Raw genomic sequence first — 24,456 nt, 5'->3', positions numbered from 1 at the left:
CGAAGGGGCCCCGGGCGGTCGCCCGGGGCCCCTTCGTTGCCAACATGTCGTCAGATCACGTGCGCGTCGGTGAGGGTGAGCACCTCGTCGAGGACGGCCAGGCCGGTCTTGGCGTCCTCCTCGCTGATGTTGCACGGCGGGACCACGTGGAAGCGGTTCATGTTGGTGAACGGCCACAGGCCGCGCTGCTTGCAGGCCGCGGCGAGCTGCGCCATCGGCGCGTTGTCGGCGCCGGCCGCGTTGTAGGGCACCAGCGGCTCGCGGGTCTCACGGTTCTTCACCAGGTCGAGCGCCCAGAACACGCCGAGGCCGCGGACCTCGCCGATCGAGGGGTGCCGCTCCGCCAGCTCGCGCAGGCCGGGTCCGAGCACGTTCTCGCCGATGTGCTTGGCGTTCTCCACGATGCCCTCCTCGGCCATCGTGTTGATCGTGGCCACGGCGGAGGCGCAGGCCAGCGGATGGCCGGAGTAGGTGAGGCCGCCGGGGAACGCCTTCTGCGCGAAGGTCTCGGCGATCGCCCCGGAGATCGCCACGCCACCGAGCGGCAGGTAGCCGGAGTTGACACCCTTGGCGAAGGTCAGCAGGTCGGGGGTGATGCCCCAGTGGTCGGCGGCGAACCACTCGCCGGTGCGGCCGAACCCGGCCATCACCTCGTCCAGGATGAACACGATCCCGTACTTGTCGCAGATCTCCCGCACGCCCGCCAGGTAGCCGGCCGGCGGCACCAGGATGCCCGCGGTGCCGACCACGGTCTCCAGGATGATCGCCGCGATGGTGCCCGGGCCCTCGAACGCGAGGGTCTGCTCCAGGTGCGCGAGCGCACGCTCGCACTCCTGCGCCTCGTTCTCGGCGTGGAAGTTCGAGCGGTAGGCGTACGGGCCCCAGAAGTGCACGATGCCGGAGACGCCGGCCTCGTTCGCCCAGCGGCGCGGGTCGCCGGTCAGGGCGATCGCGTTGGCGGTGGCGCCGTGGTACGAGCGGTAGGTGGAGAGCACCTTGTGCCGGCCGGTGTGCAGCCGGGCCATCCGGATCGCGTTCTCGTTCGCCTCGGCGCCGCCGTTGGTGAAGAAGATCTTGTCCAGGTCGCCGGGGGTGCGCTCGGCGATCAGCCGCGCGGCCTCGCTGCGCGACTCCTCGGCGAAGCCCGGGGCGATGGTGCACAGCTGGGCGGCCTTCGCCTGGATCGCGGCGACCACCTTCGGGTGCTGGTGACCGATGTTGGTGTTCACCAGCTGCGAGGAGAAGTCCAGGTAGCGGTTGCCGTCGTAGTCCCAGAAGTAGGAGCCCTCGGCACCGGCCACCGCGAGGGGGTCGATCAGTGCTTGGGCGGACCACGAGTGGAAGACGTGCGCACGATCGGCGGCCTTGACGGCCTGCCCGGCGACCGAGTCAGCGGTGGGAGTGCTCATGCGCCCAGCGTAGGGAGCCGGCTCCTCCCGGGGCAGCTGCATCGTGTCACGGAGCTCGTGTCGCACCCTGACAACGTGAAGGGGCGCGAGGAACTGCGCGCCCGACCATGCACTCACGTAGAGCGATGATCGGTGGCCCAGTTCCTCGCGCCCCTTTTCCGTCCGCTACCGCGTCAGATCGCGGTCATGACGTGCTTGATCCGGGTGTAGTCCTCGAAGCCGTAGGACGACAGGTCCTTGCCGTAGCCGGACTTCTTGAAGCCACCGTGCGGCATCTCGGCGACCAGCGGGATGTGGGTGTTGATCCACACCGCGCCGAAGTCCAGGCGGCGGGACATCCGCATCGCGCGGGCGTGGTCCTTGGTCCACACCGAGGAGGCGAGCGCGAACTCGACGCCGTTGGCGTAGTTGACTGCCTGCTCCTCGTCGGTGAACTTCTGCACGGTGATGACCGGGCCGAAGACCTCGTTCTGGATGATCTCGTCGTCCTGCTTCAGGCCGGAGACCACGGTCGGCGCGTAGAAGTAGCCGACCTCGCCGACCCGGTGACCGCCGGCCTCGACCTTGGCGTGCTCGGGCAGGCGCTCGATGAAGCCGGTGACCTGCTTCAGCTGGTTGGCGTTGTTGAGCGGGCCGTAGAGCACGTCCTCGTCGTCCACGCCACCGGTCTTGATGTCCTTGGCGGCCTTGGCGAGCGCCTCGACGAACGCGTCGTGGATCGACTCGTGCACCAGCACGCGGGTGGCGGCGGTGCAGTCCTGGCCGGCGTTGAAGTAGCCGGCGACCGAGATGCCCTCGACGGCCTCGGCGATGTCGGCGTCGTCGAAGACCACCACGGGGGCCTTGCCGCCGAGCTCCAGGTGGACGCGCTTGACGTCCTTCGCGGCGGACTCGGCGACCTGCATGCCGGCCCGGACCGAGCCGGTGATGGAGGCCATCGCCGGGGTGTGGTGCTCGACCATCAGGCGGCCGGTCTCACGGTCGCCGCAGATCACGTTGAAGATGCCGGCCGGCAGCTCCATCTCCTTCAGCACGCCGCCGATGATCTCGGCCAGCAGCACGGTGGAGGCGGGGGTGGTGTCGGACGGCTTGAGCACCACGGCGTTGCCCGCGGCGATCGCCGGGGCGAACTTCCACACGGCCATCATCATCGGGTAGTTCCACGGCGCGACCTGCGCGCAGACACCGACCGGCTCGCGGCGGATGATCGAGGTCATCCCGTCCATGTACTCGCCCGCGGCCTTGCCCTCCAGCAGGCGGGCGGCACCGGCGAAGAAGCGCAGCTGGTCAACCATCGGGCCGATCTCCTCGGAGAGGGTCAGCGCGCGCGGCTTGCCGGTGTTGCGGACCTCGGCGTCGACGATCTCGTCGGCCCGGGCCTCGACCGCGTCGGCGATCTTGAGCAGCAGCTTCTGCCGGGTGGACGGGGTGGAGTCCCGCCAGATCGGGAACGCGGCGGCCGCGGCCTCCATCGCGGCGTCCACGTCGGCGGCACCGGACAGCGGGGAGGTCGCGTACACCTCACCCGTGGTCGGGTCGACGATGTCGAGGGTGCGGCCGTCCGCCGCGTCGACGAACTCACCGTTGATGTAGTTGCGCAGCGTACGAAGCTCGCTCACGGGTCTCTCCTCGGTCTGGGCCTGCCTCGTTGCATCCCCGGGCGCCAGATTACTCCGGACCGGCGCAGACACAGCATGTCAGCGACAAGCCACGATCGGCGGTGTGCACGCTCGCGCGTGTACGTCGTCAGACTACCTCCGACACTGCCGGAATCGACAGGGACCCGCCCGAAGCGCCACGCATTTCGTTCTTGATCATCGAATGGACGACGAAATCAGCAGAACCACCGCTTGCGAATCCTTGCCATGTCGGGCACAGTGTCGGCGTGGCCAACCGTGACCGGAACGCCAGCGTTCCCCTCGACGCCGCCTCCAAGGCGATCATCGAGCAACTCCAGGAGGACGGGCGCCGTCCGTACGCCGCCATCGGCAAGGCTGTAGGCCTGTCCGAGGCGGCCGTTCGACAGCGCGTCCAGAAGCTGCTCGACCAGGGCGTGATGCAGATCGTCGCCGTGACCGATCCCCTCACCGTCGGCTTCACCCGCCAGGCGATGGTGGGCATCCGGGTCGAGGGCGACATCGAGCCGGTCGCGGACGCGCTGGCCGCGTTCGACGAGGTCGACTACGTGGTCTGCACCGCGGGCTCGTTCGACCTCCTCGCAGAGCTGGTGTGCGAGGACGACGAACACCTCCTCGAACTGATCAACAAGCGCATCCGCTCGCTTCCCGGCGTGCGGAGCACCGAGAGCTTCGTTTACCTGAAGCTCCGGAAACAGACCTACACCTGGGGCACCCGATGACAGCCGAGCCGGCGCAGAAGGACCTTTCCAAGACCGCCTACGACCACCTGTGGATGCACTTCACCCGCATGTCGTCGTACGAGAACTCCCCCGTGCCGACGATTGTCCGGGGCGAGGGCACCTACGTCTGGGACGACAAGGGGCGCAAGTACCTCGACGGGCTCGCCGGCCTGTTCGTCGTCCAGGCCGGCCACGGCCGCGAGGAGCTGGCCGAGGCCGCTGCCAAGCAGGCCAAGGAGCTCGCCTTCTTCCCGGTGTGGAGCTACGCCCACCCGAAGGCCGTCGAGCTGGCCGAGCGCCTGGCCAACTACGCCCCGGGCGACCTGAACAAGGTCTTCTTCTCCACCGGTGGCGGCGAGGCCGTCGAGACCGCGTGGAAGCTCGCCAAGCAGTACTTCAAGCTGACCGGCAAGCCGACCAAGTACAAGGTCATCTCCCGCGCGGTCGCCTACCACGGCACCCCGCAGGGCGCCCTGTCGATCACCGGCCTGCCGGGCCTGAAGGCCCCGTTCGAGCCGCTGGTTCCGGGCACCCACAAGGCCCCGAACACCAACATCTACCGCGCCCCGGCCTTCCTCGAGGGCCCCGACGGCACGGTCGACCCCGAGGCCTACGGCCGCTGGTGCGCCGACGAGATCGAGGTGGCCATCCTCAACGAGGGCGCCGAGACCGTCGCCGCCGTCTTCGTCGAGCCGGTGCAGAACGCCGGTGGCTGCTTCCCGCCGCCGCCCGGGTACTTCCAGCGCCTGCGCGAGATCTGCGACCGCCACGACGTGCTGCTGGTCTCGGACGAGGTCATCTGCGCCTTCGGCCGCCTGGGCACCATGTTCGGCGCCGAGAAGTTCAACTACATGCCCGACATGATCACCTGCGCCAAGGGCATGACCTCGGGTTACTCCCCGATCGGCGCCACGATCATCTCGGACCGCCTGGCCGAGCCGTTCTACAAGGGTGACAACACCTTCCTGCACGGCTACACCTTCGGTGGTCACCCGGTGTCCTCCGCGGTGGCGCTGGCCAACCTCGACATCTTCGAGCGTGAGGGCCTGAACCAGCACGTCCTCGACAACGAGTCGAAGTTCCTCGGCACCCTGAACAAGCTGCGCGACCTGCCGATCGTCGGCGACGTTCGCGGTAACGGCTACTTCTACGGCATCGAGCTCGTCAAGGACAAGGTCACCAAGGAGTCGTTCAACGACGAAGAGGTCGAGCGCGTTCTGTACGGCTTCCTGTCGAAGGCGCTGTTCGACAACGGCCTGTACTGCCGTGCCGACGACCGTGGCGACCCGGTCATCCAGCTGGCCCCGCCGCTGATCTCCGACCAGTCGACCTTCGACGAGATCGAGCAGATCCTGCGGACCAGCCTGACCGACGCGTGGGCGAAGATCTGATCACCTGAGCTTTCTTCCCCACCCTCCACCGAAGGGCGGCCCCGACTCCTCACGTCGGGACCGCCCTTCGGCGTATCCGGAAGCAAATCTGCGGGCAACACGCCGCTTTCGCGGCGATTCGCCCCCGTTCGGGCCAGTGCGGCGCACCCGCACCACCGTCCGATCGTTCTAATCTGACGACTGTCATATCCCCGTCGGCACCTGGATGGATCACATGTCAGCGGCCCCGCCCGACAACGACGTGCTCTGGGCCCGAGGGATCGTCAAGTCCCACTACGGCACCCCCGCACTGCGCGGCGTCTCCCTCCGCGTCCGCGAGGGCGAGATGCTCGCCGTCACCGGCCCGCGCGGCTCCGGCAAGTCCACCCTGCTCGGCTGCCTGTCCGCGCAACTCCCGGTCGACGAGGGCGAGGTCTGGTTCCACAGCTCCCCCGTGCACACCCTCGGCCGGGCCGGACGCGAACGGCTGCGCCGCGAACGCTTCGGCTACGTCGGCCCCGAACCGCACCTGGTACCGGAACTGACCGCCCGTGAGAACGTCGCCCTGCCCCTGCTGCTGGCCGGCGCCGGCCACCGGGCCGCCCACCGGGCCGCCACCGAATGGCTCGACCGCCTCGACGTCGCCGACTGCGCCAAGCTCCGGCCCGCCGACCTCCCGCAGGACCGCCGCCAACGGATCGCCGTCGCCCGCGCCCTCGCCCCCGAGCCGCCCGTGGTCTTCGCCGACGACCCCACCGCGCCGCTGCACCGCGACGCCCGCGAGCAGGTCCTCCGGATACTGACCAGCGCCGCCCGCTCCCACCACCTGACGCTGGTACTCGCCACCCACGACCCGGAACTCGCCCGCTACGCCGACCGCACCGTCCACCTGATCGACGGCCGGATCGCGACCGAACCCGCCGCCGTCCCCGCCGGGCGCTGAGAGGCCGACGTGTACTATCTCGGACTCGCCCGCGGCTACCGCGCCCCCGACCTGGTCCGCTGGCTGCTCACCGCCACCGCCGCCGCCGTGGTCGCCGGCTTCCTGCTGCGCGCCCTCGGCCGGGCCCTGGCCGAACCCGCTGGCGGCGCCGACCGGCTGCTGTGGTGCCTGCCCCCGCTGGCCGCCGTCGCCTGGTTCGCCGCCGTCGCCGCCCGCGCCGTCCCCGCCCAGCACCCCGAGCGGATCACCGGCCTCACCGCCGCCGGCGCCGGCCCCCGCCGGATCCGGCTGCTGATCGCCGGCGAGATCGCCCTCGCCTACGCCCTCGGCTCCGGGCTCACCCTGCTGCTCTTCCTGGTGCTGCGCAACGACATCGCCGGGCCCTCGCTCGCCTCCGACATCGGCATGGGCATCCCGCTGCCCACCGCCGCACCCGTCACCCTGCTCGCCGTCCCCGCGCTGGTCGCCGGCGTCTCCGCGGCCTGCGCCGTCCGGTTCCCCGACACCCTGCCCGGCCGCCCCGCCGAACCCGCCCCGGCTCGCTGGAGCGCCCGGCGGCTCGCCCTGCCGGGCCCGCTGCTGCTCGCCGGCATCGGCCTCGAACTGTACGGACTGCGGCCCGGCGCCACCGACGCCGAAAAGACCCTCGACCTGCCCGGCGGCCTGCCCGCCACCAGCCCTGCCCTGCTGGCCGGCTGGACGCTCGCCGCCCTCGCGCTCGCCCTGTGGACCGGCCCGCTGCTCGCCCTCGCCGGACGGCTGATGGTGATCCGCCGGCCCGCGCCGCTGCGCCTGCTGGCCGGCCGCGCGCTCACCGCCCAGGCACCCCGACTCGGCACGCCGCTGGCCGTGCTCACCGCGATCGCGGCGCTGCTGCTGGTGGCCGGCCGCGAGTGGGCCCGCACCGACGCCGACGTCCCCACCCTCACCCTGGTCGAGGGCCTGCTGATCCTGGCCTGCGCCGTCGCCGCGCTCGCCGCCCGGCTGCTGGAACTGCGCGCCGACCGCCGCACCACCCTCGCCACCCTGGACCGGCTCGGCACCCCGCCCGGCCTGCTCACCGGCACCCTCGCCCTGCGCGCCCTCGCCGCCGGCACCGTCCTGCTGGTGACCGGCGGACTGACGCTGGCGCTCTGCCCGCTGAGGTAGCACCCACGAACGCGGAACGCCCCGGTGGTTTCCACCGGGGCGTTCGTGCTGCTGCGGCCTCAGCCCGCCGCGGCCAGCTGACCGCAGGCGCCGTCGATCTCCTGACCGCGGGTGTCGCGGACGGTGGTCGGCACGCCGTGCGCCTGCAGCCGGCGGACGAACTCGCGCTCGTCCTCCGGGCGGGAGGCCGTCCACTTCGAACCCGGCGTCGGGTTGAGCGGGATCAGGTTCACGTGCACCCGCTGGTTCTTGATCAGCCGGCCGAGCAGGTCCGCCCGCCACGCCTGGTCGTTGATGTCCTTGATCAGCGCGTACTCGATCGACACCCGGCGACCGGACTTCTCCGCGTAGTTCCACGCGGCGTCCAGCACCTCGGCGACCTTCCACCGGGTGTTCACCGGGACCAGCTCGTCCCGCAGCTCGTCGTCGGGGGCGTGCAGCGACAGCGCGAGACGGCAGCTCAGGCCCTCGTCCGCGAACCGGTGCATGGCCGGGACCAGGCCGACCGTGGAGACCGTGATGCCGCGCTGGGAGAGCCCGAAACCGTCCGGCGCCGGGTCGGTGAGGCGACGGATCGCCGACAGCACCCGGTTGTAGTTCGCCAGCGGCTCGCCCATGCCCATGAACACCACGTTGGACAGCCGGGCCTCGCCGCCGGGAACCGTCCCGGTCTTCAGGTCGCGCATGCCGGCGGCGATCTGCTCGACGATCTCGGCCGTCGACAGGTTCCGGGTCAGCCCGGCCTGGCCGGTCGCGCAGAACGGGCAGTTCATGCCGCAGCCGGCCTGCGAGCTGATGCACATCGTCACCCGGTCCGGGTACCGCATCAGCACCGACTCGACCAGCGTGCCGTCGAACAGCTTCCACAGCGTCTTGCGGGTCGCGTCGTCATCGCACGACACGTGCCGCACCACCGACATCAGCTCGGGCAGCAGCGCTTCGGTCAGCTTGCCCCGGCTGGCCGCCGGAATGTCCGTCCAGCTCTCCGGGTCGTTCGACATCCGGCCGAAGTAGTGGTTCGACAGCTGCTTCGCGCGGAACGGCTGTTCGCCCAGCTCGGCGACGGCCTCCTTGCGCTCGGCAGGGCTGAGGTCGGCAAGGTGTCGCGGGGGCTTGGCGCCACGCGGCGCGACAAAGGTCAGTTCTCCGGGCTTAGGCATGGTTCATCCAGTGTCGCAGACCGCGGCCCCTGCCCCGTCGCTACCTCTTCGCCGCCCGGTACCGCTTGAGCAGCGCCGTCAGCGTCGGATGGTCGACTCCCGCGTTCAGGCCCGCCACCAGCTCGTCCGGGCACAGCTCGTACAGGTCTCCCCACCACCGCCGCGACCGGTTGTCCCAGATCCGGTACCCGCCCGGGACGCCGCGTGCCACGTACCGCCGTCTGCTCATCGCACCCCCTCCGCCACAGCGGACAGTAGCGGGCCGACGGCCCGCGCTCAACCGAAAAACGGCCCCCGGAAACCGGAGGCCGTAGCGGTCGCGCGCGCGTCAGTTGCCGACGAAGACCGTGAGCAGCAGCCAGACCACCGGGGCGGTCGGGAGCAGCGAGTCCAGGCGGTCCATGATGCCGCCGTGGCCGGGGAGCAGGGTGCCCATGTCCTTGATGCCGAGGTCGCGCTTGATCATGGACTCGGCGAGGTCGCCGAGGGTCGCGGTGACGGCCGCGCAGCCGCCCAGGATCAGGCCCTGCCACCAGGCGCCGCCGTCGATCAGGAAGTGCATCAGCAGCGCGCCGGCGATCATCGACAGGCCGATGCCGCCCGCCAGGCCCTCGCGGGTCTTGCCGGGGCTGATGGTCGGGGCGAGCTTGGTCCGCCCGAACTTGTAGCCGACGGCGTACGCGCCGGTGTCCGAACAGATCGTGACGACCAGGAACAGCAGGATCCGCCAGGCGCCGTCGTCGGCGGACAGCATCAGCGCGACGAAGGTCGCCAGGAAGGGCACGTAGAACGCGGTGAACACGCCTGCCGTTATGTCGCGCAGGTAGTTCTCCGGCGGCGTGGACATCCGGGCGACCATCATCGCCAGGCCGGTGAGCGCCAGGATCGCGGCGGCCCACTGGCCGCCCTCGAAGTAGCCGGTCACCACCATGCCGACGCCGCCGACCAGCAGCGGGATCTGCGGGACGTGGATGTCCTTGCGTTCGGCGAGCCGGCTGGTGAGCTCCCAGATGCCGACGGCGACGGCGGCGGCCACCACCACCATGAAGACCGCCTTGACCACGAACAGCGAGGCCGCGATCACCGCCCCGAGGCCGACTCCCACACCTATCGCGGCGGGCAGGTTGCGGCCGCCGCGCGGCTTGCGGGGCTGCTGGTCGGTTTGGGCCACGGAGGTCTCCTGGGCGGGGGGCATGAACTGAGTCTGTGCCGCGCCGCCCCCTGTGCCATACCGGAGGCCGCCGCGAGTGACCCGTTTGGTGCCGGCCCGGGTCGAGCCGCGCCCCGGGCCGGGCGGACAGAGCCGCCGGACCGGGGCGTACGCGCGGGGGTCTGGGGTCAGACCTCCAGCAGCTCGGCTTCCTTGTGCTTGAGCAGCTCGTCGATCTGCGCCACGAACTTGGCGGTCAGGTCGTCGAGCTCCTTCTCGCCGCGGCGGCCGTCGTCCTCGCCGATCTCCTTGTCCTTGACCAGCTTGTCGATCGCGTCCTTCGCCTTGCGGCGGATGGAACGGACCGAGACCTTGGCGTCCTCGCCCTTGCCGCGGGCCTGCTTGATGTACTCGCGGCGGCGCTCCTCGGTGAGCTGCGGGAGCACCACCCGGATGACGGAGCCGTCGTTCGACGGGTTGACGCCCAGGTCCGAGTCGCGGATCGCGGTCTCGATGGCCTTCAGCGCGGTCTTGTCGAACGGGGTGACCATGGCCATCCGCGGCTCCGGGACGGAGAACGAGGCCAGCTGGTTGATCGGCGTCAGGGCGCCGTAGTACTCCGCGACGATCTTGGCGAACATCGCCGGGTGTGCACGGCCGGTACGGATGGCGGCAAGGTCGTCCTTGGCGACCCCGACGGCCTTCTCCATCTTTTCCTCGGCCTCGAGGAGGGTCTCGTCAATCACTGTGTGCTCCCTGTCCGGTTCATCTGCTGTTGTTCCGTACCGGTGCCCCGGACGGCTGTTGCTACTCAGTGCCCCCGGCGACTAGGCCTGGGCGGAGTCCTCGCTGATGAGTGTGCCGATCTTCTCACCCTTGACCGCACGGGCGATATTGCCTTCGGCGAGCAGCTCGAAGACCAGGATCGGCAGGCGGTTGTCCTTGCACAGGGTGATCGCGGTCAGGTCGGCGACCTTGAGGTCGCGGGAGATCACCTCGGTGTAGTCCAGCGCGTCGAACCGGACCGCGGCGGGGTTGGTACGCGGGTCGGAGTCGTAGACCCCGTCGACGCCGTTCTTGCCCATCAGCAGGACGTCGGCGTGGATCTCCAGGGCGCGCTGCACGGCGGTGGTGTCGGTGGAGAAGTAGGGCATGCCCATGCCCGCGCCGAAGATCACCACGCGGCCCTTCTCCAGGTGCCGGATGGCGCGCAGCGGCAGGTACGGCTCGGCGACCTGGCCCATCGTGATGGCGGTCTGCACGCGGGTCTCCATGCCCTCCTTGATCAGGAAGTCCTGGAGCGCGAGGCAGTTCATCACGGTGCCCAGCATGCCCATGTAGTCGGAACGGGCCCGGTCCATGCCGCGCTGCTGGAGTTCGGCGCCGCGGAAGAAGTTGCCGCCGCCGATCACGATGGCGACCTCCGTTCCCGCGCGCACCACCGTGGCGATCTCACGGGCGATGGCGTGCACCACGTCCGGGTCGACGCCGAGGCCGCCTCCGCCGGCGAACGCCTCGCCGGACAGCTTGAGCAGTACCCGGCGGCGGGTGCCGTCCGGTGCGGTCTCCTGCGTCTCCTGCATGGACTTTCCCTTCTCCGCCTGCTGGTCAGCAGATCTGCAAGTGCTACTCACGACGCCGGGCGTGCGGGCCCGGTGCCGTGCATACGCGAGGAGGCCACTGCCGCGGGAACCGGTACGGTCTCCTGCACGGCAATGGCCTCCTCGTCGTTCATGGTGCCGACGCCGCCCCCACGGGGTGCTGGAGGGCGCGGTCGGCGCGTTCCTCCGTCCTTACGGACGGGCGTGTCCTCCTACCTTATGTCCGGCCCGGGGCCGGTCCTGGCGGGGAGGAACTGCGCGGAACGGTCTCAGGCGCCGACGCGGAAGCGAACGAAGCGCTTGAGGGTGACGCCGGCCTCTTCGAGGACCTTGGCGACGGACTTCTTGTTGTCCTTGGCGAACGCCTGCTCCAGGACGGCGTTCTCCTTGACGAAGCCGGTCACGCGGCCTTCGACGATCTTCGGCAGGGCAGCCTCGGGCTTGCCCTCCTCGCGCGCGGTGGCCTCGGCGACGCGGCGCTCGTTCTCGAGCTCCTCGGCCGGGATCTCCTCGCGGGAGAGGTACTTCGGCGCGAACGCGGCGATGTGCTGCGCGACGTCCTTGGCGGTCTCGGCGTTCTCCTGGTCGAGCTCGACGAGGACACCGATGGTCGGCGGCAGGTCCGGGTCCGACTTGTGCATGTAGACACCGACGAAGCCGTCGTTGTCGAACTGCGCGAAGCGACGGAAGACGATCTTCTCGCCCAGGGTCGCGTTGGCCTCGTCCACGAACTGCTGGACGGTCTGGCCCGGGTTGATCTCGGAAGCCAGCGCGGCCTCCAGGTCGGCCGGGGAGGTGGCGGCAACGTGCGCGGCGATCGCGTCGGCGACCTCGACGAACTTGCCACCCTTGGCGACGAAGTCGGTCTCGCAGTTCAGCTCGACCAGAACGCCGGACTTCTTGTCCTCGGCGATCAGCGCGGCGACGGCGCCGTTGGAGGCGTCACGGCCCTCGCGCTTCGCAACGCCCTTCTGGCCCTTGATGCGCAGGAGCTCGACGGCCTTCTGAACGTCGCCCTCGGCCTCGTCCAGAGCCTTCTTGCAGTCCATCATGCCGGCGCCGGTGAGCTCACGGAGCTTCTTGACGTCCGCGGCGGTGAAGTTCGCCATCGTGTGATCTCTTCTCACGTCTCGCGTGTCTGCGTGGGAAAGTGCCGGGGCCCGGGGTGCGGTACCCCGGCACGGGAGAGAGGGGCACCCACCGGCTCAGCCCGGCCGGTGCCCCTCACCCTGGTGGTACGTCAGGCCTGCTCGGCCTCGGCAGCCGGAGCCTCAGCCTCGGCCGGGGCCTCGGCAGCAGCCTCGGCGGCGGGGGCCTCGGCGGCCTTCTCGCCCTCGAGGATCTCCTTCTCCCAGGCGGCCAGCGGCTGGTCGGCGCCCGGCTCGGCCTTCGCGTCGCCCTTGGCGACACCGGCGCGGGACTTCAGGCCCTCGGCGACGGCGTCGGCGATCACGCGGGTCAGCAGGGTGACGGAGCGGATCGCGTCGTCGTTGCCCGGGATCTTGTAGTCGACCTCGTCCGGGTCACAGTTGGTGTCGAGGATGGCGACGACCGGGATGTTGAGCTTCCGGGCCTCGCCGACCGCGATGTGCTCCTTCTTGGTGTCCACGATCCAGACAGCGCTGGGAACGCGCTGCATGTCGCGGATACCGCCGAGGGTCTTCTCCAGCTTGTCGTACTCGCGCTGGAGGACCAGGAGCTCCTTCTTGGTGAGGCCAGAGCCGGCCACATCCGTGAAGTCGATCTCGCCGAGCTCCTTGAGGCGCTGCAGACGCTTGTAGACGGTCGAGAAGTTGGTCAGCATGCCACCCAGCCAGCGCTGGTTGACGTACGGCATGCCCACGCGGGTCGCCTGCTCGGCGATGGCCTCCTGGGCCTGCTTCTTGGTGCCGACGAAGAGGACGCTGCCGCCGTGGGCAACGGTCTCCTTGACGAACTCGAAGGCGCGGTCGATGTAGTTCAGCGACTGCAGGAGGTCGATGATGTAGATGCCGTTGCGCTCCGTGAAGATGAAGCGCTTCATCTTCGGGTTCCAACGACGGGTCTGGTGACCGAAGTGGACGCCGCTCTCCAGCAGCTCCCGCATCGTGACGACGGCCATGTGCCGTACTCCTCTGTGTTTCCCGGCGCGCCGCGAGGCAGGTGCGCTCTGCGGGGTGCCGGGGCTCTCGGTTTGTCCGTGCCGGTCGGGCGACCGTCACGCCTGACGCCCCGACGTGCCAAGCCGCTTGGCCTACTCGGGGCTTGCGGCCTCGGCAGGCTCGGCGGACCGAGCGGCACTCGCACCTTTCGACCGTTCCCCGGAGGGGCGGGCCGTCGGTGGCGGGGCGTGCGAAGTCGACCCGGCAGACCGGGTCGCGTGTGAAGTGTACGGGAAGCCCCGCGCGGCGGGCGACTCCGTGCGGTCCCGCCGCCCTGTTCAGCACCGCTACGGGCGGCCCGCCGCCCACCGTTCACCCCTGTGGGGGACGGCAGTTGTCCACAGCCCCCGGTTTGTCCACAGCCCCCGGAATCGGCGGGCGACGCCAACGCTCCGACCTCCATGGTGGGGGTCGCGCCTGCTGAGCGGGCTTGTCGTGGTTTGCGCCGGGTGCTGGCGCTGTGCCGGTTTCGTCGCGTTGAGGGAGGTTGGCGTGGGGTGTGGGCGGGGTTCGTTCAGGCGGGTGGCGGTGCGCGTCGGTGTGGTGCTGGTGATGGCGGGTCTTGCGTCCGCGATCACCGGTGGGAACGGGTCGGGGAGCCCGGTGGCGGTGGTCCCGGTGGGGTTCTCCACGGCGGCGGGGCCGGGGGCGGTACGGCTCGGGACGGCCGGGCCGGGGCCGGGGAGGGTGTGGCCGGTGGGTGATCGGTCCGGGTTGCTGCGGCGGTTCGATCCGCCTCCGGTGCGCTGGGCGGCCGGGCATCGCGGCGTCGACCTGGCAGCCGCGGCCGGCACGGCGGTGCGGGCGGCCGCGCCCGGCGTGGTGACGTTCTCCGGGCAGGTGGCCGGCCGCCCGATCGTGGTGGTCACCCACACCGGCTCGGGCACTCCCCCGCTGCGGACCACCTACCTCCCGGTGGCCGGGTCCGTCCCGGTCGGCGCTGCGGTCGCGGCGGGCGAACCGATCGGCGAACTGACCGCCGACTCCGGGCACTGCCCCGTCGACTGCCTGCACTGGGGCCTGCTCCGCGGCACCCGCTACCTCGATCCACTCGCCCTGCTCGGCACCGGCCGGGCCCGCTTGCTGCCGCTCGACTCCCCCGACGCCGGATCAGCCCGCGCCCGAACCGGAGTCCGCGTCGGCCCCGGCGGTTCCCGCGGCACCGGACCGGAGGCCGTCCAGAGCGAACCGCACCGCGGCGTCGGCGATCTCCGGCACGTCGGCAGCCTCCCGGGCCCGCTCGATCTGGCGGACCGCCGCCTCCACCACGCCCTGCAGCAGCGAAGCCGCGACGGCCGGCCCGGTGTGGCCGAGTTCCTCCAAGGTGCGCACCACCAGCGCGGTCAGGCCGGTGTGCGCGGCCCTGATCCGCGCCCGCGCCGCGTCGTCGAGTTCGTACTCGGCGACAGCCACCAGGGCGCGGTGCACCGGATCGGTGGCCAGCGCGACCTGCCCCCGGACGTACGCCTCGATCCGCTCGGCCGGACCGTCGCAGGCCGCCATGCCGGCTTCGATCTCGGCGGCCCACAGCGGGAGGTCCACCGCGCACAGGGCTTCCACCAGCTCCGACTTGGACCGGAAGTACTCGTACACCGAGGACCTGGCCAGGCCGGCCCGCGCGGCGAGGGCACCGAAGCTCAGCGCCTCCCTGCCGCCCTCCGCCAACAGGACGCGCGCGGCGTCCAACAGTGCTGCCTGCTGCAACTGTCGATGCTCGGCCACCGTGGCCGCCCGGATTTTCGGCACGCACCAACTCTACGGACGCCAACGGCCGACGGGGGCGCACACCGCGTACCCGCCGATCCGCCGACCTCGCGAGCGGTCCCCGCCTTCGCATCCTCGTCTCAGCGGGCGTCGGACATCTTCGCCCGCAGTTGCAGCACCGACTTGGTGTGGATCTGGCTGACCCGGCTCTCGGTCACCCCGAGCACCTGGCCGATCTCGGCGAGCGTCAGGCCCTCGTAGTAGTAGAGCGTCACCACCGTCTTCTCCCGTTCGGGCAGGGTGTTGACCGCCGAGACCAGCAGGCGGCGCAGCTCGCGGTCCTCGGCGATCTCGACCGGGTTGTCGGCACCGTGGTCCGGCAGCGTCTCCATCAGAGTCAGCCGGTCACCGCTCTCGCCCGCCGAGTGCAGCAGTTCGTCGAGCGCCACCACGTTGGCCAGCGACAGCTGGCTGAAGATGGTGTGCAGCTCGTCCAGCGCGATGCCCATCTCCGCCGCCACCTCGGGGTCGTGCGGCGTCCGCCGCAGCCGGGCCTCCAAGGTGGCGTAGGCCCGCTCGACCGCCTTCGCCTTCTGCCGCACCGACCGCGGGATCCAGTCCAGCGCCCGCAGCTCGTCGATGATCGCGCCGCGAATCCGGCTGATCGCGTAGGTCTCGAACTTGATCGCCCGATCGATGTCGAACTTCTCGATGGCGTCGATCAGCCCGAAGACCCCCGAGGACACGAAGTCCGCCTGCTCCACATTGGCCGGCAGTCCGACCCCGACCCGGCCCGCGACGTACTTCACCAGCGGCGAGTAGTGCAGGATCAGCTGGTCGCGCAGCCCCTGGGCGCCCGTCTCCTTGTACGAACGCCACAGCATCTGGAGCGCCGACTGGTCCGCCCCGCCCTTTGTGCTGCCCCGACTCGCCGCCGCTGTCTTCCCCTCAGCCTCCACACCCTCGGGCCCGGCACCACCCACCGTGGGCGCCGCCGCCGGCGCAGGCACCACCGCGCCAACACGCGCGCCCGGCCCGGTCCCCGTATTCGCCAAGCCCTCGCCGTCCGCGGACGCGGGTGCCGCAGGGGCGGGTGCCGCGGACGCGGGTGCCGCAGTCGCCGGCGTCTCGGACGCGGGAGTCTCGGACACGGGCGCAGGCCTGGACGTCGACGCCGAGGCCGGCCCGGGCAGCGCGACTGGCCGCGGACCGACCGGCGGCTCGGCCGGCGGCGGCTCGGCCGACGGCGGCTCGGCCAGAAGCTGGGGCTGGGGCTGAGGCTGCGACTCGCCCTGCCCTGGCTCCGGCGCCGTTGCCGACGCGGCGGCTGCCGCATCCGAGGAACGTTCCGCCTCCGGCCCGCCCGTCTGTCGGCGAACCTGCGAACTCCGGGTGGGAAGCTCCCCCGGCTTCACCTTCGAACGCGCGCCGCGCCTGGACTGGCCCCGCACCGGCCTGGCGTTCGCGGGCGACGCGTCGACGAAGGAGGCGCCCGCCGCCTGCGCTTCGGCCGCAGCCCGCCCGGGCGTCGGCCCATCGTCGCCCTGGCCTTCGCCGAGCTGACTGCCGCCCGGCTGGTCGGCGCCCGGCTGATCGGCGCTCCCACCACCGACCGGCGCCGGCCCACCCGGCGGGGTGCTGGTGGTCTCCTCCCCGCGCGGCCTCGGTTTGGCCACACTGGACGGCACTGCTTGTGGGCAGGGCAGCAACTGGCCGGGCCGTTCGATGGGCGGGCGCGCCGGGGACTGCCGGTCCGACGGCCCCAGCGGGACGGGAGGACGGGGAAGGGGCGAGGGCGAAGCGGGACGGGCCTGGGACTGTGGGGTCGCGGTCGGGGGGTTGCCCGGCCTCGCCATTCCCACGACTCCCGAGGGCCTGGCCCGCAGCTCCGCGGCGTTGCGGGTCTCGGCCCCGGTCCCGTCCGGGGACCGACCGTCACCGGTCACCCTGTGTCCGGGAATGTGAGTGGGCATGCGTTGGTCTGCGCCGTTCTGCCGAGTCATGTGCTGATAGGGACGCCATAAGGGAGCGTAGCGTGACCAAGTCGCTGCACAGTGCTACCGCCACTCGGGCGTCGCCCGATCCGGTGGCAGCAACGGGCTCCACCGGCGCGTCGCGGGTCGGGGCCCGGCCGGCTGCCGGGCACCCCACCTCCGCCGAGCCGCCGACCAGCACAGACCTCCCTCAACACGTCGGAATCTTTGCGTCACTCCCGCTCGCCGCTGTCGCCCTCCCGGGCTCACCCGTCTCAGCGTCGCTCTCAACTCACCTGGGGTTCCTTCCTGTTGACGGGATGCTCCGTTCGGTCGACCTTCCATGTCCGCTATTGCGCAGATCCGATCACTTGCGTCGTACCAACCTCCAGTGCGCTCCGTGCCTCTCGACGAAGCCCAGCGAGCTCAGCTCGTGCAGGTGGTGCACGGTCTCCTGCGGGGAGAGCGCGGCGTACTGGGCGAGTCGCTGCACCGGTGCGCCGTCCGCACTCGCCGGCACCGCTTCCAGAACCCTTGCCACCGATGGCACCAGCGCGTCTCTCGGCAGGATCGGACCGACCCGCTCCGGTGCCAGATCGTTGCCAATGGAGCCGATCAGCTCGCCCACTTCGGCACCGTTGGTGACCAGAGTTGCGGCTCCGCTTCTGATCAACGCGTGAACTCCCGCCGAGAGTTCGGACGTCACCTGGCCGGGAACACCCATCGTGTGCCTGTTGAGATCCATCGCACGACGTGCGGTGCTGAGCGCGCCGCTGCGAGGTGCCGCCTCGACCACGACCGTGCCTCTGGTGAGCGCCGCTATTACCCGGTTACGCAGCACGAATCTGAACCTGGTCGGGTTCATCCCGAGCGCCAATTCACTCACCAGCAACCCGGCATCTCCGATCCGCTCGATCAGTGACTCGTTCCCGCGCGGGTAGCAGATGTCGACCCCACTGGCAAGGACCGCGATCGTCATCCCGTTGACGGCCAGCGCACCCTGATGGGCGGCCGTGTCGACGCCGTACGCGGCTCCGGAGACCACCACCCAGCCGCGCTCGGCCAGTTCCGAGCCGAGCTGGCCGGCGATGTGCCGCCCATAGGCGGTGCAGGCCCGGGATCCGACAATGGCGACCGACCTGAGCGCCAGCAGGCGCAACGAGGGGAGCCGCGTCCGCGGCCGGCCGCGGATCCACAGTCCGACTGGACGGCTGTCGCCGAGGTCGTCCAGCTGAGAGGGCCACTCCGTGTCGCCCGGAATGATGAACTTCCCACCGAGCTTGGCGATTCGTTCAAGGTCGGTGGCCGGGTTGAACTTTCGCAGCCTCTCCTGGTAGGCGGTGATCCGGTCCGCTCCGAGCCCAAGTCGGCTCGGCGATGCTCCGCGGTAGAAGCCCTGCACCAGGCCGACCACACCGAGGCGCTGAATCGCCCGGCCGATGGCCGCATCGCCCGGTTCGATCAGCCGGGTGAGCGCCGCTCTGGCGACCCGCTCGGGCTCGGGCGGGTCCGGCGTGGTCACCGCTGCGGCCCACCCGACGGGACGGATGACCCGGTGTGCGGAGTGGCCCGCGGCGCCCGGTTCGGCCGTACAGTGCCGACTCGTCGCGGCACTTTGTGCGGCATGGCCTGTGGTCACCGCACAGTCCGGGACCGCAAGCCGGGAATCGACGGTGTCCGAGCCCGCTCGATGAACGGCGGGTGGGCCGGCTCCGCGGATCAGGTGGCGCAACCGGTCGTGGCCGTCACCCGCCGCACGGTCGTCGGGCGGATGGGGCGGACAGGGGCTGTCAGGTGGACCCGGCAAGGTGGGCTCGCCAACGAAGTGACGGCTGCCGCGCTGGGCTCGCCCGGCGTGGGCCGGGCCGCCATGCGGGCCTGCGGTCTCGCGGTCGCGGGCCGGGCCGTTGGGCACCGAGGTGAGCGTCGGTGGGGCGGCGGAGTCGGCATGCTGCTGGGGTGCGGGAAGTGCTGCGGTCACGGGAAGGTCCTCCTGCGATGGCTTGTCCGGCGGGGGAGTTGGCGCACGGGCCGCTTCACGGTCTGGTGCGCTGCGTGGCGCCTTGTGCTGCGGGTCTGCGGGCCTGCCGGCCTGCGGACTTGCCAGCCGCAGCACAGGTGATGCCTGGTCAGGACTCGGCGCCCAGGTCGGCATCCACGTCGTAGTACGGGTCGGATCTGCGGTCGTTCGGGCGGGTGACGCGCTGGACTCCGGTGCGGAGGGTGAGCGCGGTCTGGACGTCGGTACGGGTGGGGCGGGGACGGTGGGCGAGGTCGGCGACCGTCCAGGCGACGCGGAGAATTCGGTCGAGGCCTCGTGCGGTGAGCAACCCCCTGTCGAGGTCACGCTCGGCGTCGATGAGCGAGCCGGGCGCGAGTTGCCAGCGCGTGCGCAGTTCGTGCCCAGGCACTTCGGCGTTCGTCCGCCACGGGGTGTCGGCGAGGCGAGCGGCGGCCCGCTCGCGGGCCTCCCTTACGCGTTCGGCGACCGTAGCTGTGCTCTCGACTTTTCCGCCCTGCTGCAGCAACTCGGCTCTGCTGACCCCGGCGACCTGTACTTGGAGGTCTACTCGATCGAGCAGCGGCCCGGACAGTCTGGCCTGATAGCGGTTGACCATGACGGGTGTGCATTCGCAGCCTTCTCCTCTCAACGAATAGCGGCCGCAGGGACAGGGGTTGGCGGCCAGACAGAGCAGGAATCGGGCGGGTAGCCGCATCGAACCCGCGGCTCTGGCGATCATCACCTCCCCCGATTCCAGGGGTTGTCGAAGGGCGTCGAGGACCCGGACCGGGAATTCGGGTGCCTCGTCGAGGAAGAGCACGCCGCGGTGGGCCAGGGAGACGGCACCGGGTCTGGGCAGTCCCGTTCCGCCGCCCACGATGGCGGGCATGGTGGTCGAGTGGTGCGGTGCGCAGTACGGCGGGGTGTTGATAAGCGGACGGTCGGGTGGGAGCAGGCCGGCCACGGAATGGATCGCGGTCACTTCGAGGGCTTCGGCCTGGGTGAGTGGTGGGAGCAGGGCGGGGAGCCGTTCCGCCAGCATGGTTTTGCCGGCTCCGGGCGGCCCTTTGAGGTACAGGTGGTGGCCGCCCGCTGCGGCGATCTCCAGGGCCTGCCTGGCTTCGGACTGCCCGGCCACGTCGGCGAGGTCGGGTCGGCAGGCCTGGTCCGAGCTGACATCGCGGACGCCGAGCCCGGGGAGCATCAGTCCGGCGAACGAGGAGTCCGGACGGCCGATGGACGGATCGGGTGGTTCGTCGGGGATGGGGGCGTTGGTGAGGATGGCGATGAGTTGACGCAGGCTTCGTACGCCGAGGACGGAGACACCTGGAACCAACTCGGCTTCGGCGGCGGTCTGTTCGGCGACCACGATCTGGCGGTAGCCGGCGTCCGCCGCAGCGAGTACTGCGGGCAGGACGCCGCGCACCGGGCGCACCCGGCCGTCCAGTCCGAGTTCGCCGATGATCAGCAGGCCGTCGATCGACGCGGGGTCGAGCCGTTCGGCGGCCGCCAGTACGGCACAGGCCACTGCCAGGTCGTACCCGCTGCCGCTCTTGGGTACGGAGGCCGGGGTGAGGCCCACGGTGAGTTTTCGCAGCGGCCATTTCTCGCCGCTGTTGGAGACGGCTGCGCGGACCCGGTCGCGGGCTTCGAGGAGGGCCTTGTCGGCGAGGCCCACCAGGCTGAAGGCTGCGAGTCCGGGTTCGAGGTCGGCCTGGACCTCGACCACGACGCCGTCCACCCCGACCAGGGCGACCGAGCAGGTGCGGGCGAAGGCCATCTCACACCGCCCCCCGCAGGTGCTCGACCGCGGCGGCGCCCTTGCGGGGGTTGACCACGGCGACCAGGTCGATGCGGACTCCGCCCGGCGGTGGGGGCGCCGGTCCGCCGACCGAGGCTTCGTCCGTCGGTTCGCCGCCGTCGACCCGCTCGGCAGCCAGCACCAGTCGGGAGAAGTGCACGGGCCAGCGTTCGACGAGCCACCGTTCGGCAAGGTGGCGCAACCGATCGGCCTTGCTCTGGTCGATCGCTTCGGACGGCTGTTGGAAGCCCCGCTCGGACCTGGTCTTCACCTCGCACACCGCGAGGGTGTCCCCGTCCAGCGCGACGATGTCGAGCTCGCCCTCGGCGCAGCGCCAGTTGCGCTCCAGGATGCACAGCCCGCCCTCCGTGAGCCGGCGGGCGGCGACCTCCTCGCCGTAGCGTCCGAGGCCGTTGGTGGAAATCTTGTTGGGATTCTGCACGGCAATCACCTCCGGCCGGAAGGTTGCCGTCACAGCCGGGAGATGGGCCAGCGAAATCGTCGAGCCTGTGGATAACTCGGGCCTGTGGATAACTTAGCTCACTCGTTCGAGTGGCAAATCCAAAATGCGCTGGACATCCGACGATTTCAACGACCAGTCTCGGTGGCCCGGGCGTCGCCGCAGGCCATCGTGGTGCGGCCGCTCCGGTGGAAGGGCGCGGTCGGCCGCGCCGTTCCCCGCCCACCCTGGGCTGTCGGGCCCGGGGCACTCCCGGGCCGGCCGTTCAGCCGCAGAGCGGTCAGTTCCCGAACGCGGAGTCGTCCGAGGGCAGCTCGAGATCGCTCTTGGCCAGCTCCTCGATATTCACGTCCTTGAAAGTCAGCACGCGGACCTTCCGAACGAACCGGGCCGGTCGGTACATGTCCCAGACCCACGCATCCGCCATCGACACCTCGAAGAACACCTCGCCCTGCACCGAATGCACCTGGAGGTCGTAGTCGTTCGTCAGATAGAAACGCCGCTCGGTCTCGATCACGTACTTGAACAGGCCGACGACATCCCGGTACTCCCGGTAGAGCTTGAGCTCCATCTCGGTCTCGTACTTCTCGAGGTCTTCGGCACTCATTCCAAGCGTCCCCTCACTCGTCACGTCCACCCCATTGTGGACCACCGGGCCCGTGCTCAGAGCCGTACTGGCGGTTCTGGCGGCCCTTCCGTCAGAACCTGCTCCATCAGCGCGGCCAGTCCGCGCGGGTAGACGGTCTCCTCAGTGGTCCTCAACTCCCCCACCGTCCACCAGCGGACGGAGAGCAGCAGCGCGTGCTCCTCCGCCCCGCTCTGCCGCAGTACCACCTCGCTCCGACCGATGCGGGCCAGGTGGAACCACTGCTCCTGTTCGTAGTCCCTGCCCTGGAAGGAGAACGTCACCGTGCCGTACGCGACCAGCGGTCCCCACTCCACCTCGGTCAGCCCGATCTCCTCGGCCAGTTCACGCCGGGCCGCTTCGGCCGGGCTCTCGCCCGGCTCGATGCCGCCACCGGGGGTGATCCACCAGTCGATGCCCGGCGCGGCCGGATCGGTCCCTTGCAGCAGCAGGACGCGCCCGTCCGGGTCCAGCAGCAGCACGCGGACGGCTCTGCGACGTTCGACCGCCACCTGGTTCAGCTCCGTCCTGAGGTTCTGCGCCCGTTTCCGGGCCGGCCCCGAGATGCCGTCGGCCCCCGATTCAGGCCTTCCGCCGCCCCTGCAGCTTGCGGCTCAGAGAGACCGCCCAGCCCGCCGCGGAGGCGAGCACGATCAGGACCGCCCCGCCAACCGCCGTCCAGCTGGCCGGCACCAGCACGCCCGCCTGGTGAGCACGCGGCGCACCCAGTTCGTCGAAGGCTGCGGTGCGCCCCTCCAACCCTGCCCGGGACAGCGGCAGGATCACCGCCTCGACCCTCGCCTTCACTCCGGAGGCAGGAACGGAGCCGAAGGCCACATCCAGATGGCTGCGCGAGTCCATCGAGTTCCCGCGGAAGTCACCGAGCAGGAACAGCCGCCCCTCGGGCACCGTCACCGAGAACGCGGTGGCGGGCGCTGTGGCCTTCGCCAAGTAGGGCTCGTCCACCTGGTGGCCGTTGACGGTGATCCGCCCCTCGCGATCGCCGGAGACGGTGTCGCCACCGACGGCGGCCACCCGCTTGACCAGGGTGGCGTTGCCCCAATCCGTGTCCTGGAAGACCACGATGTCGCCGCGTCCGATCGACTTCCCGTCAGCGGTGTGCGCGAGGACGGTATCGCCGACCTCCAGGGTGGGGCTCATCGATCCGGTGGGGATCTTGAAGGGCCGGTACTGGATGGCGAGCATCGCGAAGCCTCCGACCAGCATCACGAATCCGATCGCGATCACCACGCCCTGCACGATCGACGCCGGGTTCCGGCGGCGGGCCGGTTGGGCCTCGGTGGGCGGTGTCTGCTCCACGACGCTGCTCATCGGCTTCGCCCTCTCCTGGCGCTCACGCGCTCCGGGCGAGCGCTCGCTACCTGCCTGGGCCTCGCCGTCCTGGGCTGGACAGCACTGCGGGCCGTGGCACGTGCGAGCAGATTACTCACGAGTACCACGGCCCGCGCAAGAGTCAGTCGCGGACGGTCTGCGACCGGTCAGCGACGGCGCTTGCGCACCCACCACACGGCGGGGGCAACCAGGGCCGCGCCGGCCAGCGGCGGCGCGAGCGGCCCGCCGGCCGCCAGACCCTTCTGGTCGAAGGTGTCGGGGACGGGCAGCGTCGCCCAGTCACCGATCGGCCAGGCCACCACGAACGCGCGGCCGACGACGTTCCCGACCGGCACGGTGCCGCCGCCCGGCTGGTCCATGTGGAACCGGGAGTCCAGGGAGTTGGCGCGGTGGTCGCCCATCACCCAGATCCGGCCGTCCGGCACCTTCACCGGACCGAACGGCTTCTCCCCGCACGGGGTGTTGCCGGGGAAGATGTACGGCTCGTCGAGTGCGATGCCGTTCACCTTGACCGGGCCGGTGCCCTGGCACTCGACGGTGTCGCCGCCGACCGCGATGACACGCTTGATCAGGTCCTTCTCGTCGCTGGACGGCATCAGCCCGATGAAGCTGAAGACGTCCTGGACGCCACGCACGAAGGAGTTGCTGCTGCGCTGGGCGGGCTCGTCGTTCAGCCAGCCACCCGGGTCCTTGAAGACCACCACCTCGCCGCGCTCCGGCTCCGAACCGAACCACGGGGTGAGCTTGTCGACCAGCACGCGGTCACCGACCTGGAGCGTGTTCTCCATCGAACCCGACGGAATCGAGAACGCCTGGACGAAGAAGGTCTTGATCACCAGGGCCAGGATCAGGGCGATGCCGACCAGGATCGGCAGTTCCTTCCAGAAGGAACGCTGCTTGGGAGCCTTCTTGGCCCCCGGCGGCGCCGCCGAATCGCTCTCCTCGGCCGCATCGGACTCGGCCGCCCGCAGGGCGTCACCGTCCTCCGCGTGTCGCCCATCGGAGTTGCCCGAAGGCTCCCCGTCGGGCTCCGGAGCACCTGAGCGGGCACCGATCACCAGATCCCCCACGACATCTCCTCCCTGCTGTGCGGACGCCTGCGCGTCCGCGCTCACCAGTGCCGCACAGCGGGCACCACACTCTGCGATCGACCGACAACCCGCCTCTGGCTTGCCCTACCCGGGCACGCCCGACACCAGGCCGGAACCGAGCACTTCAGCACTTCTCTATCACTCCCGGTCAGCCAGCCCGTGTTC

Annotated in this window: 22 protein-coding genes and 1 pseudogene; 5 read left to right on the top strand and 18 right to left on the bottom strand. The window is 70.7% G+C overall.

All coding sequences use genetic code 11. From position 1 onward, the window contains the following. Positions 1-50: 50 nt before the first annotated feature. A complete protein-coding gene (locus ACFYS8_RS35225; RefSeq protein WP_387649351.1) occupies positions 51-1,409 on the bottom strand; it encodes an aspartate aminotransferase family protein in 1,359 nt (452 codons plus the stop codon). Positions 1,410-1,582: 173 nt separating this feature from the next. Continuing rightward, complete coding sequence (locus tag ACFYS8_RS35220) at positions 1,583-3,028, bottom strand: gamma-aminobutyraldehyde dehydrogenase (RefSeq protein WP_387649349.1); 1,446 nt, start codon at positions 3,026-3,028, stop codon at positions 1,583-1,585. A gap of 266 nt (positions 3,029-3,294) precedes the next feature. On the opposite strand from ACFYS8_RS35220, the gene ACFYS8_RS35215 reads away from it, so the two are divergent. The 4 genes from ACFYS8_RS35215 (at position 3,295) to ACFYS8_RS35200 (ending at position 7,230) form a co-directional block, all read left to right on the top strand. Next, complete coding sequence (locus ACFYS8_RS35215) at positions 3,295-3,768, top strand: Lrp/AsnC family transcriptional regulator (protein WP_014138339.1); 474 nt, start codon at positions 3,295-3,297, stop codon at positions 3,766-3,768. Further along, on the top strand, positions 3,765-5,159 hold the full coding sequence (locus ACFYS8_RS35210; protein WP_387649345.1) for an aspartate aminotransferase family protein: 1,395 nt from the start codon (positions 3,765-3,767) through the stop codon (positions 5,157-5,159). Before ACFYS8_RS35215 ends, ACFYS8_RS35210 begins: the two co-directional genes overlap by 4 nt. Positions 5,160-5,373: 214 nt before the next feature. Next, positions 5,374-6,081 carry an ABC transporter ATP-binding protein gene (locus ACFYS8_RS35205; RefSeq protein WP_387649343.1) on the top strand — a complete coding sequence of 236 codons (708 nt, stop codon included), beginning with the start codon at positions 5,374-5,376 and terminating at the stop codon, positions 6,079-6,081. A gap of 9 nt (positions 6,082-6,090) precedes the next feature. Beyond that, complete coding sequence (locus tag ACFYS8_RS35200) at positions 6,091-7,230, top strand: hypothetical protein (protein WP_387649340.1); 1,140 nt, start codon at positions 6,091-6,093, stop codon at positions 7,228-7,230. Positions 7,231-7,289: 59 nt separating this feature from the next. On the opposite strand, the gene rlmN is transcribed toward ACFYS8_RS35200, so the two are convergent. The 7 genes from rlmN to rpsB all read right to left on the bottom strand — a co-directional run bounded on the left by rlmN (position 7,290) and on the right by rpsB (position 13,242). Continuing rightward, a complete protein-coding gene (gene rlmN, locus ACFYS8_RS35195) occupies positions 7,290-8,390 on the bottom strand; it encodes a 23S rRNA (adenine(2503)-C(2))-methyltransferase RlmN (RefSeq protein ID WP_387649339.1) in 1,101 nt (366 codons plus the stop codon). Between the two features lie 40 nt (positions 8,391-8,430). Beyond that, entirely contained in the window at positions 8,431-8,619 is a 189-nt protein-coding gene (locus ACFYS8_RS35190; RefSeq protein ID WP_387649337.1) for a hypothetical protein, read from the bottom strand. A 99-nt stretch (positions 8,620-8,718) separates the two neighbouring features. Further along, positions 8,719-9,732, bottom strand: coding sequence for a phosphatidate cytidylyltransferase (locus ACFYS8_RS35185; RefSeq protein ID WP_387649388.1), 1,014 nt, complete (start codon positions 9,730-9,732; stop codon positions 8,719-8,721). Continuing rightward, entirely contained in the window at positions 9,729-10,286 is a 558-nt protein-coding gene (gene frr, locus ACFYS8_RS35180) for a ribosome recycling factor (protein ID WP_014138333.1), read from the bottom strand. The genes ACFYS8_RS35185 and frr overlap by 4 nt, the downstream gene beginning before the upstream one ends. 81 nt (positions 10,287-10,367) lie before the next feature. Then, on the bottom strand, positions 10,368-11,123 hold the full coding sequence (pyrH, locus tag ACFYS8_RS35175) for a UMP kinase (RefSeq protein WP_387649334.1): 756 nt from the start codon (positions 11,121-11,123) through the stop codon (positions 10,368-10,370). Positions 11,124-11,410: 287 nt separating this feature from the next. Continuing rightward, entirely contained in the window at positions 11,411-12,250 is an 840-nt protein-coding gene (tsf, locus tag ACFYS8_RS35170; RefSeq protein ID WP_387649333.1) for a translation elongation factor Ts, read from the bottom strand. A gap of 131 nt (positions 12,251-12,381) precedes the next feature. Continuing rightward, positions 12,382-13,242: a 30S ribosomal protein S2 gene (rpsB, locus tag ACFYS8_RS35165; RefSeq protein WP_387649330.1), complete on the bottom strand. Its 861-nt coding sequence runs from the start codon at positions 13,240-13,242 to the stop codon at positions 12,382-12,384. 592 nt (positions 13,243-13,834) lie between these two features. On the opposite strand from rpsB, the pseudogene ACFYS8_RS35160 reads away from it, so the two are divergent. Further along, positions 13,835-14,320, top strand: a pseudogene (locus ACFYS8_RS35160) (peptidoglycan DD-metalloendopeptidase family protein); the annotation flags it as partial. Between the two features lie 72 nt (positions 14,321-14,392). Here ACFYS8_RS35160 and ACFYS8_RS35155 read toward each other — a convergent pair. From ACFYS8_RS35155 to lepB (ACFYS8_RS35115), 9 genes are all read right to left on the bottom strand, one after another. Beyond that, complete coding sequence (locus ACFYS8_RS35155) at positions 14,393-15,028, bottom strand: TetR/AcrR family transcriptional regulator (RefSeq protein WP_387649327.1); 636 nt, start codon at positions 15,026-15,028, stop codon at positions 14,393-14,395. 98 nt (positions 15,029-15,126) lie between these two features. Beyond that, positions 15,127-15,996 carry an RNA polymerase sigma factor WhiG gene (gene whiG / locus ACFYS8_RS35150; RefSeq protein ID WP_387649385.1) on the bottom strand — a complete coding sequence of 290 codons (870 nt, stop codon included), beginning with the start codon at positions 15,994-15,996 and terminating at the stop codon, positions 15,127-15,129. A 1,330-nt stretch (positions 15,997-17,326) separates the two neighbouring features. Further along, the gene (gene dprA, locus ACFYS8_RS35145) at positions 17,327-18,481 is read right to left on the bottom strand and encodes a DNA-processing protein DprA (protein ID WP_387649324.1); all 1,155 of its coding nucleotides are present in this window, start codon (positions 18,479-18,481) and stop codon (positions 17,327-17,329) included. Positions 18,482-19,088: 607 nt separating this feature from the next. Further along, complete coding sequence (locus ACFYS8_RS35140; protein WP_387649322.1) at positions 19,089-20,741, bottom strand: YifB family Mg chelatase-like AAA ATPase; 1,653 nt, start codon at positions 20,739-20,741, stop codon at positions 19,089-19,091. A 1-nt stretch (position 20,742) separates the two neighbouring features. Continuing rightward, the gene (locus ACFYS8_RS35135) at positions 20,743-21,213 is read right to left on the bottom strand and encodes a YraN family protein (RefSeq protein ID WP_387649382.1); all 471 of its coding nucleotides are present in this window, start codon (positions 21,211-21,213) and stop codon (positions 20,743-20,745) included. Between the two features lie 289 nt (positions 21,214-21,502). Next, a complete protein-coding gene (locus tag ACFYS8_RS35130) occupies positions 21,503-21,829 on the bottom strand; it encodes a DUF2469 domain-containing protein (protein ID WP_030458804.1) in 327 nt (108 codons plus the stop codon). A gap of 56 nt (positions 21,830-21,885) precedes the next feature. After that, positions 21,886-22,359, bottom strand: coding sequence for an NUDIX hydrolase (locus ACFYS8_RS35125; RefSeq protein ID WP_387649319.1), 474 nt, complete (start codon positions 22,357-22,359; stop codon positions 21,886-21,888). A 70-nt stretch (positions 22,360-22,429) separates the two neighbouring features. Next, on the bottom strand, positions 22,430-23,179 hold the full coding sequence (gene lepB / locus ACFYS8_RS35120; protein WP_387649317.1) for a signal peptidase I: 750 nt from the start codon (positions 23,177-23,179) through the stop codon (positions 22,430-22,432). A gap of 167 nt (positions 23,180-23,346) precedes the next feature. Then, positions 23,347-24,270 carry a signal peptidase I gene (gene lepB / locus ACFYS8_RS35115; protein WP_387649316.1) on the bottom strand — a complete coding sequence of 308 codons (924 nt, stop codon included), beginning with the start codon at positions 24,268-24,270 and terminating at the stop codon, positions 23,347-23,349. Positions 24,271-24,456 lie beyond the last annotated feature (186 nt).

Source organism: Kitasatospora sp. NPDC004615 (assembly GCF_042873545.1).
Lineage (GTDB): Bacteria > Actinomycetota > Actinomycetes > Streptomycetales > Streptomycetaceae > Kitasatospora.
Note: the sequence above shows the minus strand (reverse complement) of the source record. Positions and strands in the feature narration are given on the sequence as shown.